At 72.5% G+C, this 15,439-nt stretch carries 10 protein-coding genes; 6 read left to right on the top strand and 4 right to left on the bottom strand.

The features are described from left to right. Nucleotides 1-95 precede the first annotated feature (95 nt). Both FS641_RS03925 and FS641_RS03920 read right to left on the bottom strand, forming a co-directional pair. The gene (locus FS641_RS03925) at nucleotides 96-1,043 is read right to left on the bottom strand and encodes an NUDIX hydrolase (RefSeq protein ID WP_144760265.1); all 948 of its coding nucleotides are present in this window, start codon (nucleotides 1,041-1,043) and stop codon (nucleotides 96-98) included. Continuing rightward, nucleotides 1,040-3,205, bottom strand: coding sequence for an RNA degradosome polyphosphate kinase (locus FS641_RS03920; RefSeq protein WP_144760262.1), 2,166 nt, complete (start codon nucleotides 3,203-3,205; stop codon nucleotides 1,040-1,042). The genes FS641_RS03925 and FS641_RS03920 overlap by 4 nt, the downstream gene beginning before the upstream one ends. Before the next feature lie 239 nt (nucleotides 3,206-3,444). Here FS641_RS03920 and FS641_RS03915 point away from each other — a divergent pair, with 239 nt between their 5' ends. From FS641_RS03915 to FS641_RS03900, 4 genes are all read left to right on the top strand, one after another. Then, entirely contained in the window at nucleotides 3,445-3,726 is a 282-nt protein-coding gene (locus FS641_RS03915) for a hypothetical protein (protein WP_058740961.1), read from the top strand. 106 nt (nucleotides 3,727-3,832) lie between these two features. Continuing rightward, on the top strand, nucleotides 3,833-9,256 hold the full coding sequence (locus FS641_RS03910; RefSeq protein WP_144760259.1) for a DUF6531 domain-containing protein: 5,424 nt from the start codon (nucleotides 3,833-3,835) through the stop codon (nucleotides 9,254-9,256). After that, complete coding sequence (locus FS641_RS03905; RefSeq protein ID WP_144760256.1) at nucleotides 9,253-9,675, top strand: hypothetical protein; 423 nt, start codon at nucleotides 9,253-9,255, stop codon at nucleotides 9,673-9,675. The genes FS641_RS03910 and FS641_RS03905 overlap by 4 nt, the downstream gene beginning before the upstream one ends. 20 nt (nucleotides 9,676-9,695) lie before the next feature. Further along, entirely contained in the window at nucleotides 9,696-10,085 is a 390-nt protein-coding gene (locus FS641_RS03900; protein WP_144760253.1) for a hypothetical protein, read from the top strand. Between the two features lie 51 nt (nucleotides 10,086-10,136). Here the strand turns inward: FS641_RS03900 and FS641_RS03895 are convergent, their stop codons facing one another. Both FS641_RS03895 and FS641_RS03890 read right to left on the bottom strand, forming a co-directional pair. Continuing rightward, nucleotides 10,137-10,529 carry a hypothetical protein gene (locus FS641_RS03895; protein ID WP_144760250.1) on the bottom strand — a complete coding sequence of 131 codons (393 nt, stop codon included), beginning with the start codon at nucleotides 10,527-10,529 and terminating at the stop codon, nucleotides 10,137-10,139. Nucleotides 10,530-10,551: 22 nt separating this feature from the next. Beyond that, nucleotides 10,552-11,022 (bottom strand): hypothetical protein, encoded by a 471-nt coding sequence (locus FS641_RS03890; protein WP_144760247.1) that lies wholly within the window; start codon nucleotides 11,020-11,022, stop codon nucleotides 10,552-10,554. A gap of 274 nt (nucleotides 11,023-11,296) precedes the next feature. On the opposite strand from FS641_RS03890, the gene FS641_RS03885 reads away from it, so the two are divergent. Together FS641_RS03885 and FS641_RS03880 are read left to right on the top strand one after the other, a co-directional pair. After that, nucleotides 11,297-14,059 carry a hypothetical protein gene (locus FS641_RS03885; RefSeq protein ID WP_144760244.1) on the top strand — a complete coding sequence of 921 codons (2,763 nt, stop codon included), beginning with the start codon at nucleotides 11,297-11,299 and terminating at the stop codon, nucleotides 14,057-14,059. Continuing rightward, entirely contained in the window at nucleotides 14,056-15,426 is a 1,371-nt protein-coding gene (locus FS641_RS03880) for an ABC transporter substrate-binding protein (protein ID WP_144760241.1), read from the top strand. Before FS641_RS03885 ends, FS641_RS03880 begins: the two co-directional genes overlap by 4 nt. The last annotated feature ends 13 nt before the right edge of the window (nucleotides 15,427-15,439 follow it).

The following is a 15,439-nucleotide window of genomic DNA, read 5'->3' as shown; positions in this document are numbered from 1 at the left end:
GACGTGGTGCCCGCCCCCGCCCCCCGGCCGGTCGCCGGAGGACCGGCCGGTTCTCGGGAGGATCGGCCGGTTCTCGGGAGGATCGGCCGGTCGTGCTACGCGGAGATCGTGTTGCGGTGGGTCTCGACGGCGACGAGGTGCCCGTCGGCGATGTGCATGACCGAGAAGTCCCCGACCGAGAGCATCGCGGCCCGGCGGAGGTCGAACCGGCCGCTGTCGTCGGCGGTGACCGTGGCGATGCGGGCGATGATGTCCGGGACCACGGGGCCGTGCGAGCACAGCACCGTGGTCTTGCCCTTCTCGAGCCGCTTCCGCACGACGCCCTTCACGTCGGCCGCGCCGTGGTCGTGGGCGTCCTGGCTGATGTCCGGCGTGCTGGCGACACCGAGCTTCGTCGCGGCGGACAGCGGTTCGACGGTCGCCAGGCACCGAGCCGCCGTGCTGCTGACGATCTTGCGCGGGCCGAACGCGGCGACGGGGGACGCGACGGCCTTCGCCTGCGATCGCCCCACGGGCAGCAGTGGACGGGTGGCGTCCGTGCCCTGCCAGTCCGAGCCGGGGACCGTCTTGGCGTGGCGCAGGGTGATGAGCGCGAACGTGCGGTGGTGTCCGACGGCGGCGCGCTCGGCGAACCGCTCCAGGATCGCGACGTCGCGGGCGTAGGTCAGCCGGGTGCGTGCCTGGTCGATCGAGACCCACTCGAGCGAGGCGACCTCGTCGTTCGGCGTGAACTCCCCGGCACGCTCGAACTCCTTCGTCCCCACCCGGGCGGACCAGTAGTGCACGACCTTGTCGCGACCGTTCGGCAGGACGTACTCGGCGGTCCCGAGCGGCGCCCCGAGGTGGACGCGGTACCCGGTCTCCTCCTCGATCTCGCGCACAGCGGTCGTCGGGACGGCCTCGCCCGGATCGACCTTGCCCTTGGGGAACGAGACGTCCTTGTGGTGCTCACGGTGGATGAGCAGCACGAGTGGGACCCCGCCCTGCTCACGCCAGACCACCGCACCCGCCGCGAGGACGGGACCCGTTGACCCGCCACTCACCGCGTGGAACGCTTCCGGGCAGAGATCTTCCGCATGAGGACATTCTGCACGTCGTCGAGCGGGTGACCGGCGTCGTCGGTCGAGTGGCGCGTCCACTCGCCGTCGGACTCCAGGTGCCACGAACTGGTCGTGTCCGCCATCGCCAGGTCGAAGATCTCCTGGACCTCGGCGACGTGTGCGGGGTCGGACAGCCGGACCAGGGCCTCGACGCGACGGTCGAGGTTGCGGTGCATCATGTCGGCGCTGCCGATGAACACGAAGGGGTCGCCGTCGTTGTGGAAGGCGAATGCCCGCGAGTGCTCGAGGTACCGGCCGACGACACTGCGGACGCGGATCGTCTCGCTGACACCTTCGATCCCGGGCTTCAGGGAGCAGATCCCACGGACCAGGACGTCGACGGGCACCCCGGCCTGGCTGGCCAGGTACAGCGCGTCGATGATCTGCTCGTCCACCATCGAGTTGACCTTGATCCGGATGCCGGAGGGCTTGCCGGCGGCGGCGTTGTCCGTCTCCACCTGGATGCGCTTGAGCAGTCCCTTGCGCAGGTGCAGCGGCGCCACGAGCAGTCGCTTGAACTTCTTCTCGATGGCGTAGCCGGAGAGCTCGTTGAACAGCCGGGTGAGGTCCTTGCCGACGGTGTCGTCGGACGTGAAGAGCCCCATGTCCTCGTAGATGCGCGAGGTCTTCGGGTTGTAGTTGCCGGTGCCGATGTGGCTGTAGTGCTTGAGCGTGCCGCCCTCCTGCCGGATGACGAGCACCAGCTTCGAGTGCGTCTTCAACCCGACCAGGCCGTACACGACGTGCACACCGGCCTTCTCGAGCTTGCGCGCCCAGGTGATGTTGTTCTGCTCGTCGAAGCGGGCCTTGATCTCGACGAGTGCCAGGACCTGCTTGCCGGCCGCGGCGGCGTCGATCAGGGCCTCGACGATGGGGCTGTCGCCGGAGGTGCGGTACAGCGTCTGCTTGATCGCGAGCACGTTCGGGTCGGCGGCGGCCTGCTCGAGGAAGGCCTGCACGCTCGTCGCGAAGGACTCGTACGGGTGGTGCACCAGGACGTCCCGTGCCGCGATGGCGCGGAAGAGGTCGGGCTTGGTGTTCGGCTCGCCCGGCTGGAACTGCACGGGCGTCGTCGGCACGTGCTTCGGGTAGTGCAGCTCCGGTCGGGCGATCTTCGCGATCTCGAACAGGCACCCGAGGTCGAGCGGCGACGGGAGTCGGTAGACCTCCTGCTCGGTGATGTCGAGTTCGCGCACGAGGAGGTCGAGGGTCACCGGGTCCATGTCCTCGGTGATCTCGAGGCGGATCGGTGGACCGAAGCGCCGACGCAGCAGCTCGCGCTCGAGGGCCTGGATGAGGTTCTCCGCCTCGTCCTCCTCGATCTCGACGTCTTCGTTGCGGGTGACCCGGAAGACGTGGTGCTCGAGCACCTCCATCCCCGGGAAGAGGTCGTCCAGGTGGTTCGCGATGAGGTCTTCGAGCGGGATGAACCGCATGCGTCCGGAGTTGTCGTCCGGCAGCGCGATCAGCCGCGAGAAGTTCTGCGGGACCTTGAGCCGGGCGAACTCCTGGCGCTGCGACTTCGGGTTGCGGACGCGCACGGCGAGGTTGAGCGAGAGCCCGGAGATGTACGGGAAGGGGTGCGCCGGGTCGACCGCGAGCGGCATGAGCACCGGGAAGATCTGCTCGGCGAAGTACTCGCGCATCCGGAGCCGGTCGGCCTCGGCCAGGTCGGACCAGTGCTCGATGTGGATGCCCGCGGCGTCGAGGTCGGGCTTCAGCGAGCCGATGAACGCCTGGGCGTGCCGGTCCTGCAGCTCGTGCGCCTTCGTCGCGATGTCGCGGAGGACGTCGCTCGGCGCCCGGCCGACGTTCGTCGGCACGGCGATCCCGGTGTCGATGCGGCGCTTGAGGCCGGCGACGCGGACCATGAAGAACTCGTCGAGGTTCGACGCGAAGATCGCCAGGAAGTTCGCGCGTTCGAGCAACGGCACCGTGCGGTCCTCGCCGAGCTCGAGCACGCGCTGGTTGAACCGGAGCCAGCTGATCTCGCGGTCGGAGTAGCGATCCGAAGGCAGCGACTCGTGTTCGATCTCGACGACCTCGTCGAAGTCGTCGAGGTCGGGCGCGACGGAGTCGCCGTCGAGCTGCGGTTCGGTGTCCATCCCCACATCCTGCCACCCGACGATCGCCGCAGCGGGGGTTGCCGGCGTGCCTGTGGACGACCCTCCTCCGATCGGGTGTCAGGACCGCGCCGATGCGTTGTCACCCGAACGGGGGGAGGAATCGTCACGATATGCGGCCGGTGACATCTGTCGACGCACGTGGGTATGGTGGCGGGGTCAGAGCCTCCGGGGGGATTCCACTGCGCGGGGGTGCAGCTACGAAACGAAAGAGGTTCACCATGTCACGTGTGCTCTCCACCGAGCAGGCCAAGTCGGCCATCCGCCAGATCCAGTCGATCGTCAACGGCGGGTTCACCGACCAGATCTCGCAGCTCGACGCCCAGGGGCGCATCCTGTCCGACTCGAACGTCTGGGACGGGCCGCTCGCCTCGACGTTCCGCGGGTCGACCTGGCCGGAGACCAAGGCGGCGCTCGACAAGGCGAAGACCGAGCTCGAGCAGCTCCGCACCCAGCTCGACAAGATCTCCCAGGACATCTTCACCGCGGGCGGCGGCGCGTAGTCAGCACGTCGACGCCCGGGCTGCCGTGACCACGGTGGCCCGGGCGTCCTCGGTCCGGGGCGGGCCGGCCAGCACGACATCCAGCAACACCTCCGGGGGGACGACCATGGCGAAGATCCACGCCAACACCGAAGCGATCGAGTTCGACGACGGCACCGCTGACGCGCTCATCACCGCGCTCAACGGCGCTGCCGAGGCGATCTCCGGACAGACGGGGTCGCGTCGCTCGTTCGTCAGCACCGCCTCGCAGGAGTTCCGCGGACGCTTCTCGCAGCTCTTCACCGAGAACGCCGCGACGGCGGCAGCCGACGCGACGGACATCTCCGAGGCGCTCCGGACCGTCGCCGGCTGGGTCGAGAAGATGAAGGCCGCGGCGAAGACCGAGCGCGAGAACCGGAAGAAGGCGCGCGAGTGGCAGGAGCGTGAGGACGAGCGGAACGGGTTCCAGGACTTCTGGAACGACACGTTCCACTACGACCCCATGCCGCAGGTCGAGAACACGGAGCCGCCGTCCTTCCCCGCACCGGCGGTCACGGCGACACCGCGGCAGACGCCGAACCCCGGCGGTGGCGGTGGCGGTGGCGGTGGGACCTCGTCCGCGCGCCCCTCGGACCTCCGGTCGTTCGCCACCGGGTCCGCCGGCTTGAACCAGCAGCTCGACGGCAAGCCGGGGCAGGTGTCCGGCAAGCTCGACGACTTCGCCAGCAGGTGCTCGTGGGCGCACATCGACGCGGGCAGCCTGGTGTCGGCCTTCCGACAGTGGCTCGCGGCGAACGACGACGACGTGACCTGGGCGAAGACGCTCGCGGACGCCTTCGCCGCTGCCGGGGGCGAGGGCGACGTCTCGACGGTGTCGGACTCGGCGCTCGCCGCGGCGCTGCAGGCCGCCGGAGTCGGTGCGAGCCGGTCGGACGTGCAGTTCGACCCGCCGACGGCGTACGGCGCGCAGCCGACCACGGGGTTCTCGATGGACCCGGTCAACACCACGACCGGCAACTTCCTCGAGCCGGAGGTCGACCTGGCGTTCGCGGGGGCGTCGGCGGCGCTGCAGGTCACCCGGATGTACAACTCCCTCGACGACCGTGTCGGGGTCTTCGGGCTCGGCTGGTCCTCGGTCCTGGAGACCCGGCTGCTCCTCGACGACGAGGGTGCGTCCTTCGTCGGTGCCGACGGCCGGCAGATCCGGTTCCCCCGCGACGGTGCGGGCTGGAGCCGGGGCATCGGCGAGAACCGCTGGCTCGCGACCGAGGACGGCCTGCTCGTCGTCCGCGACAACGCGGGCGGCCGCATCGACTTCACCCCGTCCGGGCAGTGGCTCGGGCAGCGCGGCGCACCGGGGACCGCGATCTCGGTGCAGCGCGACGCCGACGACCTCGTGACGCGCCTCGTCCACGAGCGGGGCCGGTCGGTCGACGTCGAGCACGTGGACGGTCGGGTGGCGGTGCTCCGGGGTTCCGACGGCCGCCGTGTCGAGTACGGCTACGACGACCGCGGGCGCCTCACGTCGGTGCGTGACGCGGTCGGCACCCGCACCTACGGGTGGAACGACGACGACCTGATCAGCACGGTCACCTCGGCCGCGGGCGTGGTCGAGGTGGACAACACCTACGACGCCCAGCGCCGCGTCACGCAGCAGGTCAGCCCGCACGGTCGCACGGTGCGGTTCGCGTACCTCCCGGGGCGGGTGACCGTCGTCTCGGACCCGGACGGCAGCCGGTCGAACTCGTACATCGCCGACCCGCGTGGACGACTCGTCGGGATCGTCGACTCGGACGACCACCGCCAGTCCATGAGCTACGACGCCCACGGCAACCTGGTCGCGGTGACCGAACGCGACGGCTCCGTGACGGTGCACGCGTACGACGGTCGCGGCCGGAAGACCCGCACGGTCACTCCCTCCGGCGGCGACGTCACGTACGGGTACGACGACCAGGACCGCGTGACGACGGTCGTCACGGACGCCGGAGCGGTCGTCACGTACGAGTACGTGGGCGACGACCGTGACCCGTCCGTCGTCGTCGACCCGGTCGGCGGCCGGACGGAGCTGACCTGGGACGACGGCCTGCTGCGACGTGTCGTCGACCCGACCGGCGTGACGATCACGCTCGAGCACGACGCCTTCGGCGAGGTCGTCGCGACGACGGACGCCGCCGGGAACACCGCCCGCATCGAGTACGACGCGGCCGGTCGCGTGGTCGCGGCCGTGCATCCGTCCGGCGCCCGCACGGAGTTCCGCCACGACGCCGCCGGCCTGCTCGTCGCCCGGCAGGACCCGGACGGCGCCGTCTGGCGCTTCGAACACACCGTGGGCGGCCGGACCAGCGCGGTCGTCGATCCGCTCGGTGGCCGGACGGAGTACACGTACTCGCCCGACGGCGAGCTGCACACCGTGACCGACCCGCTGGGTCGCACCACGAGGCGGACGTACGACGACCAGGCGGAGCTGGCGCGGCTCGAGACGCCGGGCGGCGCGGTCTGGACGTTCGCGCACGACGGCCTGTCGCGCCTCCTGGCCGTCACCGACCCCACCGGCGCGACGTGGCGACGCGAGTACGACGTCACCGGAGGCCTGGCCGCCACGACCGACCCGACCGGCGTCCGCCAGGAGTTCACGACGGACCCGCAGGCAGGCGTCGCGACGCTGCGCGACGCGTTCGCCGTGGCGACCGTGCGCTTCGACGCCCACGGTCGTCCGGTCGAGTCGACCAGCGACCGGACCGGATCCGAACTCGTCACGTACGACGCGGCCGGCAGGCCCGTCGAGCTGGTGGACGGGGAGGGCGGGCTCACCCGACTGGAGCGCGACCTCGCCGGTCGCGTCGTCGCGGTCGTCGCACCGTCGGGTGCTCGCACCGTGTACGAGCACGACGCATGCGGCCGGCCGGTCGCGGCGACCGACGCCGCGGGGGCACGGACGACGCTGTCCTACGACGCGGACTCCCGGGTGGTCCGGCGGACCCTCCCCACCGGCGACGTCGAGGAGATCACCCGCGACGCCCTCGGCAGGGTCGTCGCGCAGACCGCTCCCGGTTCCGGCACGGCGCGGTTCCGGTACGACCGGGCCGGGAGGCTCGTCGCCAGCACCGACGTCCGCTTCGGTCAGCGTCGGTTCCGGTACGACGCCGCCGGCCAGCTCGTCGAGGTCGTCAACGGCGTCGGCGGGGTCACCGCGTTCGCGTACGACGAGCGCGGTCGTCTGACGAGCGTCACCGACGCCGCCGGCGGCGTGACACGGCGCGTGTACGACGACGCGGACCGACTCGTCGCCGTCACGGACCCGCTCGGCCGGACCACGACCGCGACCTACGACGCGGCGGGCCGGCAGACCGGGCAGACCGACCCCGACGGCCGCACGACGACGTGGACCTTCGACGCCGCCGGCCGACAGCACCAGCTGCTGGTCGACGGGGTCCTGCAGTCCGAGATCCGACACGACCCGGTGGCCCGCACCCTCGTCGTGACGGACCACACCCGCGGCGCCGGACGTGCCGTCGACCACGAGCTCGAACTCGACCGTCGCGGGTTGCTCGTCCGACGGGCCCGAGGCAGCGCGGCGATCAGCTGGGAGTACGACGCCGACGGCCTCCGGACCGCCCGCGTCGACCCCGACGGCACCCGCACGGCGTACCGCCGCGACGCCGCCGGCCGGATCGTGGCGGTCGAACGCGACGGCCTGGGCGCCGGGACGTTCGCGTACGACGCGGCCGGGCGGATCGTGCAGTCCGCCACGGGCGACGTCGTCCAGGCGTGGTCGTACGAGCGGGGCGTGCTCGTCGCGCACACCACGACGACGCTCGACGGCGCGGAGACGACGCACATCGAGCGCGACGACGACGGCCGGATCGTCGCGGTCGTCGGGAGCGACGGGCGGGTCGAGTACGGGCACGACACCGCGGGGCAGCTCGTCCGTGCCGGGGACTCCCGCTGGGAGTACGACTCCGCGGGCCGGATGGTCGCCGAGACGGTGGGCGGGGTGACCACCGTCCACGAGTACGACATCGCGGGGGAGCTCACCGCGTCCGTCCGCGACGGCCTCCGTACCGAGTACGTCCACGACGGGCTCGGCCGACGCGTCCGCCGGACCGACGCGGACGGCTCGACGACCGAGTACGCGTGGTCGGCGCTCGGCTACCTGGCCGGCGTCGTCGTCCGGGACCGCGCCTACGCCGAGTCGGCACGCACCGAGGTCTGGGCGGACGCGCTCGGGGAGCTCGCCACGGTCAACGGCGTCCAGGCGTGGTGGGACACCGCCGCTACGGTGCCGTCCCTGGTGTCGATCGCGGGGACGAGCGTGCTCGACCTGCCCGGGGGCGTCGCCGCCGTCGGGTCGGAGTGGGCGGCACCCGGTTGGCGCGGTGCGCGTGCGACCGACGCGGCCGACCCGTGGGCGGTGCTCGCCGGCGTCGGTGGCGCCACCCTGCCGGACGGCGTCGGGCTCACCCCGAACGGCAGCGTCAGCATCGGCGGCCTCGAGTGGCTCGGGGCCCGCGTGTACGATCCGGCGGCGCGGGGGTTCCTCTCCGTGGACCCACTCGAGCCGGTGCTCGGGACCGGGTGGTCGGGGAACCCGTACTCGTACGCGGGGAACGACCCGCTGCACGCGCTGGACCCGCTGGGGCTGCGTCCCGCGACGGACGAGGACATCCAGGGCTACCGGGATGCGCACCAGGGGATGTTCGGTGACCTGCGTGACTGGGCGGACGAGCATGCGGATGCCATCTCGAAGGTGGCGATGGTCGTGGGCGTCGGGCTGACCGTGGCTTCGATGTTCACCCCCTTCGGTCCGGTCGTCGCGCTCGCTCTCGCTGCGGGTGGTGGGGCGGCCCTGGCCGGCGGCCTCTCCATCCAGGGGCACCGAGGCGACGACGGCAAGGTCGACTGGGGTGCCGTCGGAGTGGACACCGTCATCGGCGGTGTCACTGGACTGTTGGGTGGTGCCGGCGCGCGCGCAGGTGCGCTCGTGGCGAAGACGGCCTCGTCCGCCGGTCGAGTCGGGCGCGCAGTGGTCGCGAACGCCAGCGTCAACGGTGCCGTCGGCAGTGCGGGAAGCGGTGTGTCCTACGTGGCACACAACCCCGACTGGACGCCGCGGGGTCTCGTCGGGAACATGGTCGGCGGTGGCATCGCGAGCGGGATCGGCGGGATCGCGGGTCCGGCCGGCGGAACGCTCGCGAAGGTCACCGGCTCCAGTGCGACCTCGCGGGTCGCGTCCGCGTGGGGTGCGACCGTCGCCGGCGGCGGATCGATGCTCGGCGGGTACACGGGGAACACCATCGCGGGTGACCAGACCTCTGGCCTCGACCTGCTCTGGAACGGTGCCGCCGGCGCTGGCGGTACGCTGATCCCCGGCGGGCCCAAACAGGCATCGACCCTCAACCAGTTCGGACGGTTCAACCCGAGCAGCGTCGATGGGGTGTTCAGCACCGGAGCGAACGCGCTGCGCCTGTGGAGCTCGGCTGGTGTCGGTGCCGGAGTCGGGTTCGGCGTCGACGGACTGCACGAGGTGGCGAAGACGGTGGGACTGGCGTGAAGCGATCGGACGCGGGGAACGAGCGCAACCGAGGTGGGGCCCCTCTCAGCCGCGGCAGGGCGGTGTTCGCGCTGGTGATCGCGCTGGTGGGACTGTTCATCCCGCTGGTCATCGGGGCGCGCGTGGGGAACGTGCTCGGCGTCCTGCCGTACGCGGTCGCCGGTTCGCTGCTCGGCGTCGCCGTCGGGCTCCTGGCCCTCCGGCTCGCCCCGGCCTCAGCGGGCACCCCGGTCATGATCGTGGCACTCGTCATCGCCGTGGTCGTCTTCTCGACCGTCGGACGAGGCTGGCAGCTGGCGGTGCCCGGCTACCTGCTCGGGACGTTCGCCGGCTCGGCCCTCGGCTCCGGGCTGCGACATCGCGCGTGGCTCCGGTCCAGACCCCGGACAGCGCCGATCGGGAAGGACGGTGACCGCTGATGGCACTGTGGGGCAGGCGTGTGGAAGGGGCACCTGAGCCGTTCGACGCCACGTGGCGACGGGGTCCGCACGAGGCGGCGTGGGACCCGGTCATCCGACGACGGGGCCGTCAGGAGCCCGGAGTCCGCGTCGCTGCGTTCGGCCACGACGTCCAGTTCTGGGGTGCCGAGCTGCTCGAGCTGCTCGACGGGTCCATCCGCATCGCGGAGTCGAGAGGGGACGACCCCCTCGTGTACCTCTGCACGCCGGACGCGCCAACGCGCGGCTCGTCGGCGGCCGCGTCGATGGGGACCGTCCCCCAGGGGAGTCTGGTCCTGCTGAGCGAGTCCGAGGCCGAGGAGCCGATCGTGCTGCACCCCGACGAAGCCCGTTCCTTCGAGGCCTGGGTCCGCCAGCTCCCGGGAGGGTGACGAGCTCCCGGCAGTCCGCTGCCCGAGCGCCGCGCCTCGGTGCCTGCTACTTCAGTGCCGGCTGCCCCGGGGCCACCACCGCAGCTGTTCGACGTCCGCAGCCGAGAACGTGTGCACCGCCCACCCGACGTCGGGCGTGACGACGAGCGCGATCGCGTCGCTCGGTGTCTGCGTGCGCACCGGGTCGATGGCGGCTCCGATGGCTGGCCCGCCGCCGGCCACCAGGAACGCGAGGGGCTCCGAATCGGAGTCGATCTGTCGCGCCTCGCCGTCGATGAGCCGCACGAGGTCGTCGCCCCGGAACCTGCTCGTGAGCCGAGGGGCCTCCAGGGTCACGACGAGGTGGGGACGGCGCCGGAAGCGGCCGGTCTCCGCGGAAGCGGTGACCCGGACGCCGTCGACGTCCCACGTGTGCGGTTCCGGGAGGGGAGCGGGCTCTGCCATGCAGCTGATCGTAGGACGCCCGTCAGCAGCCCACGTTGAGACCGGTCCCCACGAAGCCGATGCGCCCGTCCGCCGGCGACGACCCGTGCGCGAGCATGTACTGCACGTTCGCGGTGGCCATCGCGACGGCCTCGCTGCCCTTCGCCGGGCGGTACTCCACGCAGACGGTCCCGGTGACGAAGCCCGTCGACGCTGACTCGTCCTTGATCGTCCACTTCCCGAGGTGGTGGTGTTCGGCGAGCGGGTGTGCGTCGACCCAGGCGTCACCGTCGGCCGTGAGGTCCCCGGCGCCGATCCGTTCGAGCATGCCGTTCGCGACCGTCTCCGCGTCGCGCTGCAGGTCCGGGAGCGCCGCCTTCCGCTGCGCCTGCGACATGTCGGAGCGGGTCGGGCCGTCCGATGCCGTGCTGGTGTCGGAGCCCGCGCAGCCGGCGAGGCCGACCGTGAGGGCTCCGGTGAGGACGAAGGAGCCGATTCGGCGAACGCTGGTCATGGTCGTGATCCCCCTGGTGTGGTGACCCCGCGGACGTCGGTCCGGGGTCGGACGGTCCCGGACGGCGGCGCCGTCGGGTGGACGGTGACAGCGAGACGTCGGCGCCTCCCCGAGGCGGCGCCCGCTGTGCACATGTCGCGTGCAACGTATCAGGGTGCGCTCCCGTGTGTCCGTGGCCCGAACGGGGGGTCCCGGAGTGGGTTCCGGGCCGGGCCCTCGCGGGTCGGAGCAACTAGCATCGACGGGGTCGTCCATTCTCTCGGGGGGAAAGAACGTGATCAGCAACCGTGCCGGTACGACCGGTGCACGACAGGCCGGACAGCGGATCCTGGGGGCCGCCGCCCTGACCGGCGTCGTCGCGCTGGTGCTCGCCGGCTGCACCGCCCGGGACGACACCGTCGAGGACCCGTCGCGTGTCCTGCAGACCGTCGACACCCGTCTCGCCGCGGACGGCTCGGTCCGGTCGATCCAGGACACCGCGATCTCCGTCGCGGGCAAGGAGTCCTCGAGCACCACCACCGACCACGACCCGGCGAAGGCGGCCGGTGACCTGCCGCTGCGGGTGACGACCCAGTACACGACGGCGAAGAAGACCGGCAGTGACCTCGCCGACCTCGACGGGTACTCCGGGCGGGTGGAGATCGACCTGACGATCGAGAACCTGACGGTGCGGTCGAAGAACCTCACGTACGACGTCGCCGGGTCGTCGCGCACGACGCCGGCGCTGGTGGGTGCTCCGTTCAGCGTCGCGGCGTCGACGGTGCTGCCGGGGACGAAGGCGGACGCGGTCGTCACCGACGGCGCCGACGCCCACGGGACGGCGACGGACGGTGTCGTCAGCACGAACCACGACGGCGACGCGGTCGTGCAGTGGGGGCGACTGCTCGCTCCGCCGACGTCGGGTGCGAGCAGCACGCTGCACCTCGTCGCCGACGTCCACGACTTCTCGGCCCCCACGATCGACATCGCCGCGCAGCCCGGGATCACCACGGACCTGTCCGCCGCCGGCGTGATGAACGGCGCGTTCGGGTCGGACGCGGACTCCGAGCTCGCCCTGCAACGCCGCACGATCGACCTCATCGCCCAGGTCAACGAGGTCCTCGCACGGGCGGGTGGGACGATCACCGAGGTCCGGACGAACCTCGAGTCCACGTCGCAGACCCTCGGCGTGCAGACGGCGGAGCGGCTGCAGCAGAGCAGCGCGGCGCTCGCGGGCACGATGCAGTCGCTGACCGGTGAACTGGGCTCGCTCCAGAGCGACCTCGGTTCCACGGCGAAGGCGACCCAGTCCACCGTGCTGCAGCAGCTCCAGCAGACCACGTCGAGCCTCGACGCGCTGCTCGGCGACACCTCGGCCACGGCACCGCCCGTGACGCTCGACGGCGCCGGGTGTGCGGCGACCCCGACGACCCCGACCGCCGGTTCGAGCGTCTACGGCAACCTGCTCCGGGTCTCCGCCCAGCTCGACGGGTACGCCGACGCGAGCGAGGCCTGCAAGCAGCAGGTGAGCGGCGAGCTCGCATCGGCCGTCGGTCCGACCGATCCGGACACCGCCACGTGTGCGGTCCCCGAGAACCAGGACTCGCTCACCTGCGCGCTCTTCGCGTCGTCGTCCGCCGTCTCGTCGTCCCTGATCGGGCTCGTGGCGAAGGGGCAGGCGCTCGCCGACCAGCTCGACCCGCAGCTCGCCGACAAGGCGATCGAGCAGTCCGACGCCCTCAACGGCACGCTCGGTCAGCTCGCCACCTCGCTGGACGGTGTGGGCAGCGACGGCGACGGGAACGTCGCACGGACGCTCGACGCGCTCGACGCCGCCGTGGCGCAGGCGAAGCAGGACCTCGACCCGCTGCGGGAGTCGGTGCGGACCGTGCACCGCCAGGCGATCGCCACGCGGGCGGAGCTCGGCACGGCGGGGGACCGCGTGCTCAGCTCGTCCATGCAGGCGCAGAACAGCGCCGTGGCCGACCAGCTCTGCGTGCTCGCCGCCGCGGGGGAGCTCTCGCCGGAGGAGGCGGCGTCGTTGCGGGGGTACCTCACCGCGACACCGTGCGCCGGCGCGCCGGAGGGCACGACGCTCCGTCCCGGCCTCGGCTTCAGCACGCCGATGGACGAGCGGCTCACCGCGCAGGCCGACGCATGGGACGCCGTCGTCGCCGCCACGGACCCCGACGCGCAGGTCGGTGTCGGCGGTGCGGTCCAGACCCTCGCCACGCACCTCGACGCCGTCACGACCGCGGTCGCCGACGTGCGGCGCGCGGTCAGCAGCGACGACGGCACGATCAGCGGCGAGGTCGCCCGGCTCCGTGCCCTGCTCGCTCAGGCCGGCGGCGAGAGCGCCGCGGTCCACACCCAGCTCGTCGCGGTGAGCGACCAGCAGAAGACGCTGCAGGACGCGGTCACGGCGGCGTTCCAGGACGCCTCGGACGAGTCGGCGAAGCAGGTGCAGGACATCGTCGACCAGCAGGTCCGCAAGGTCAGCGACACCGCCACGGGCAGCCGTGACGCGGTGATCCAGGCCTTCGACGCCTCCATCACCGGGCTGCGGTCCACCTCGGGCGACGTCACGAAGGACGCGAAGGGCACGATCGACACGCAGAAGGGCACGCTGCAGCGGGAGAGCGGCACGCTCGCGGGCGCCGTGGACGCGCAGACCGCCCTGAGCCTGCAGCGCATCGACGCCAGCACGAGCGCGTCCACCCGCGACGTCGAGGGTGCGCGGACGCTGCTCACCGGCGACCTCAACCGCGTGATGCTGGACCTCGGCGACCGGAAGGTGAACGGGTCGGGCATCCTCGGTGCGATGGCGACGAGCGCGGCGAAGTCCGACTCCGCCGACTACCAGCTGGCGCTGGCGTCGCAGAACGCGGCCGGGTACGCCAACGTCCGTGCCGAGGACGTCGCGGGCATCCTGCTCCAGCAGGAGCAGCTGCGGGCGTCGCTCGACGCCGCGACGAAGCTGCCGGCCTTCGCGCTCGACGTGCCGTCGACCGCCACGTCGACGACGCTCTACGCCTTCCGGATCGGGGACGACCGATGACCGACCAGCCGCAGACCGTCGACGGCGACCAGACGGTGGACGGCCAGGAGGCTCGGCCCGCCTCCCGACGTCGGCTCCTGGTGGTCGGTCTGGCCGTCCTGCTCGTGGCCGCGGTCGTCGCTGCCGTGCTGACGTTCCGTGCGCTCTCGGCCGAGCCGGCCGAGGCGGTCCCGGCGACGGTCCCCGTCCCGGTCACCGTGGCGCACGTCCCCGACCGGGTGGCGATCGGCGTCGTGGTCACCCTGGGTGACGGCGAGGGATCCGAGTGGAACCAGGCCGCCCAGGGTGCCGTCGTCGCGCAGCGGCGTCTGGCGCTCGGGGGGACCCGCGTGCAGCTCGTGACGCAGAACGACAGCGGGACGACCGACGGCGCGCGTGCCGCCGTCGAGGAGCTGGTCCGCCAGCACGTCGCCGGGATCGTCGTCGCCTCGTCCGGCGCGCACGTCGCCGCGGCCGCCGCAGCTGCCGCCGACGCCGGCATCCCGGTCGTCATGCCGTACGCCGGCGCCGTCGACGACGCCTGGTCCACCGCGCCGTCCTCGCAGTCCGTCGCCAGCGCGATGCAGCGGGCACTCGGCGGTGCCGCCTCGCCGCTGCTCGTCGACCTCGGCGGTGGGGCACCGGCCGGGCTGCGGGTCGCCCACGTCCTGCCGGCCGGCGACACCGACATGACGTCCCTCGCCACGACCGTCGCGGCCAGGACCGGCGCCGTGCCGACCTCGACGCCGGACGGCGACACGAACACCGGCGGCGACGCCCCGGCCGCCGACTCCGACGCCGTCGTGGTGAGCGGCAGCGCTGCCCGGCAGGGGGCCTTCGTCGCAGCACTGCAGGCCACGGACGTGACCGTCCCCGTCGTGCTCACCCCCGACGCCACCAGCCCCGCGTTCGGCTCGGCGCTCACCGCGGCGGGCGGCAGCGTCTCCGGGGACTTCCGCACCGCCGGGGTGGCGACCGACGACGCGACCGCACTCGACGCCGGGGCCGCCGGACGGGCCATGTCGGCGTTCCTCGGCGCGGTCCGGGTCGTCGCGAAGGACCAGGACGCGCGGAACCTGACCGGTGACCAGCCGTTCTCGGCGGTGGCCGCCGCCGCGGACGCCCGGAGCCACGACGCGGTCATCGCCCTCGTGCACGCGGTGGGTGCCGCGCGGAGCACCGACCCGGAGGCCGTCACGGATGCCCTCGCGACGACGTCGCTCGACGTCGACGACGGGCTCGCCGGTCCGGCGCTCGACTTCACCGACCCGCAGGCGCTCGGGACCGGGGCCACCGTCCTGGCCTCCTCGGCGCAGGCGCTCGGGCTGCGACCCGAGACGACCTCGGCGCCGGCGCTGGTCTGGTTCGAGGACACGACGGGTCGGTAGGACCGGCCCATCA

Source organism: Curtobacterium sp. 9128, assembly GCF_007673775.1.
GTDB lineage: Bacteria > Actinomycetota > Actinomycetes > Actinomycetales > Microbacteriaceae > Curtobacterium.
The sequence above is the reverse complement of the archived record's forward strand: the minus strand, read 5'-3'. Positions and strand labels throughout refer to the sequence as shown.

Bases quoted from the DNA above. Each gene is read 5' to 3' on its own strand.
- FS641_RS03880 (WP_144760241.1), top strand. From the start codon at position 14,056: ATGACCGACCAGCCGCAGACCGTCGACGGCGACCAGACGGTGGACGGC.
- FS641_RS03910 (WP_144760259.1), top strand. From the start codon at position 3,833: ATGGCGAAGATCCACGCCAACACCGAAGCGATCGAGTTCGACGACGGC.
- FS641_RS03920 (WP_144760262.1), bottom strand. From the start codon at position 3,205: ATGGACACCGAACCGCAGCTCGACGGCGACTCCGTCGCGCCCGACCTC.
- FS641_RS03895 (WP_144760250.1), bottom strand. From the start codon at position 10,529: ATGGCAGAGCCCGCTCCCCTCCCGGAACCGCACACGTGGGACGTCGAC.
- FS641_RS03890 (WP_144760247.1), bottom strand. From the start codon at position 11,022: ATGACCAGCGTTCGCCGAATCGGCTCCTTCGTCCTCACCGGAGCCCTC.
- FS641_RS03915 (WP_058740961.1), top strand. From the start codon at position 3,445: ATGTCACGTGTGCTCTCCACCGAGCAGGCCAAGTCGGCCATCCGCCAG.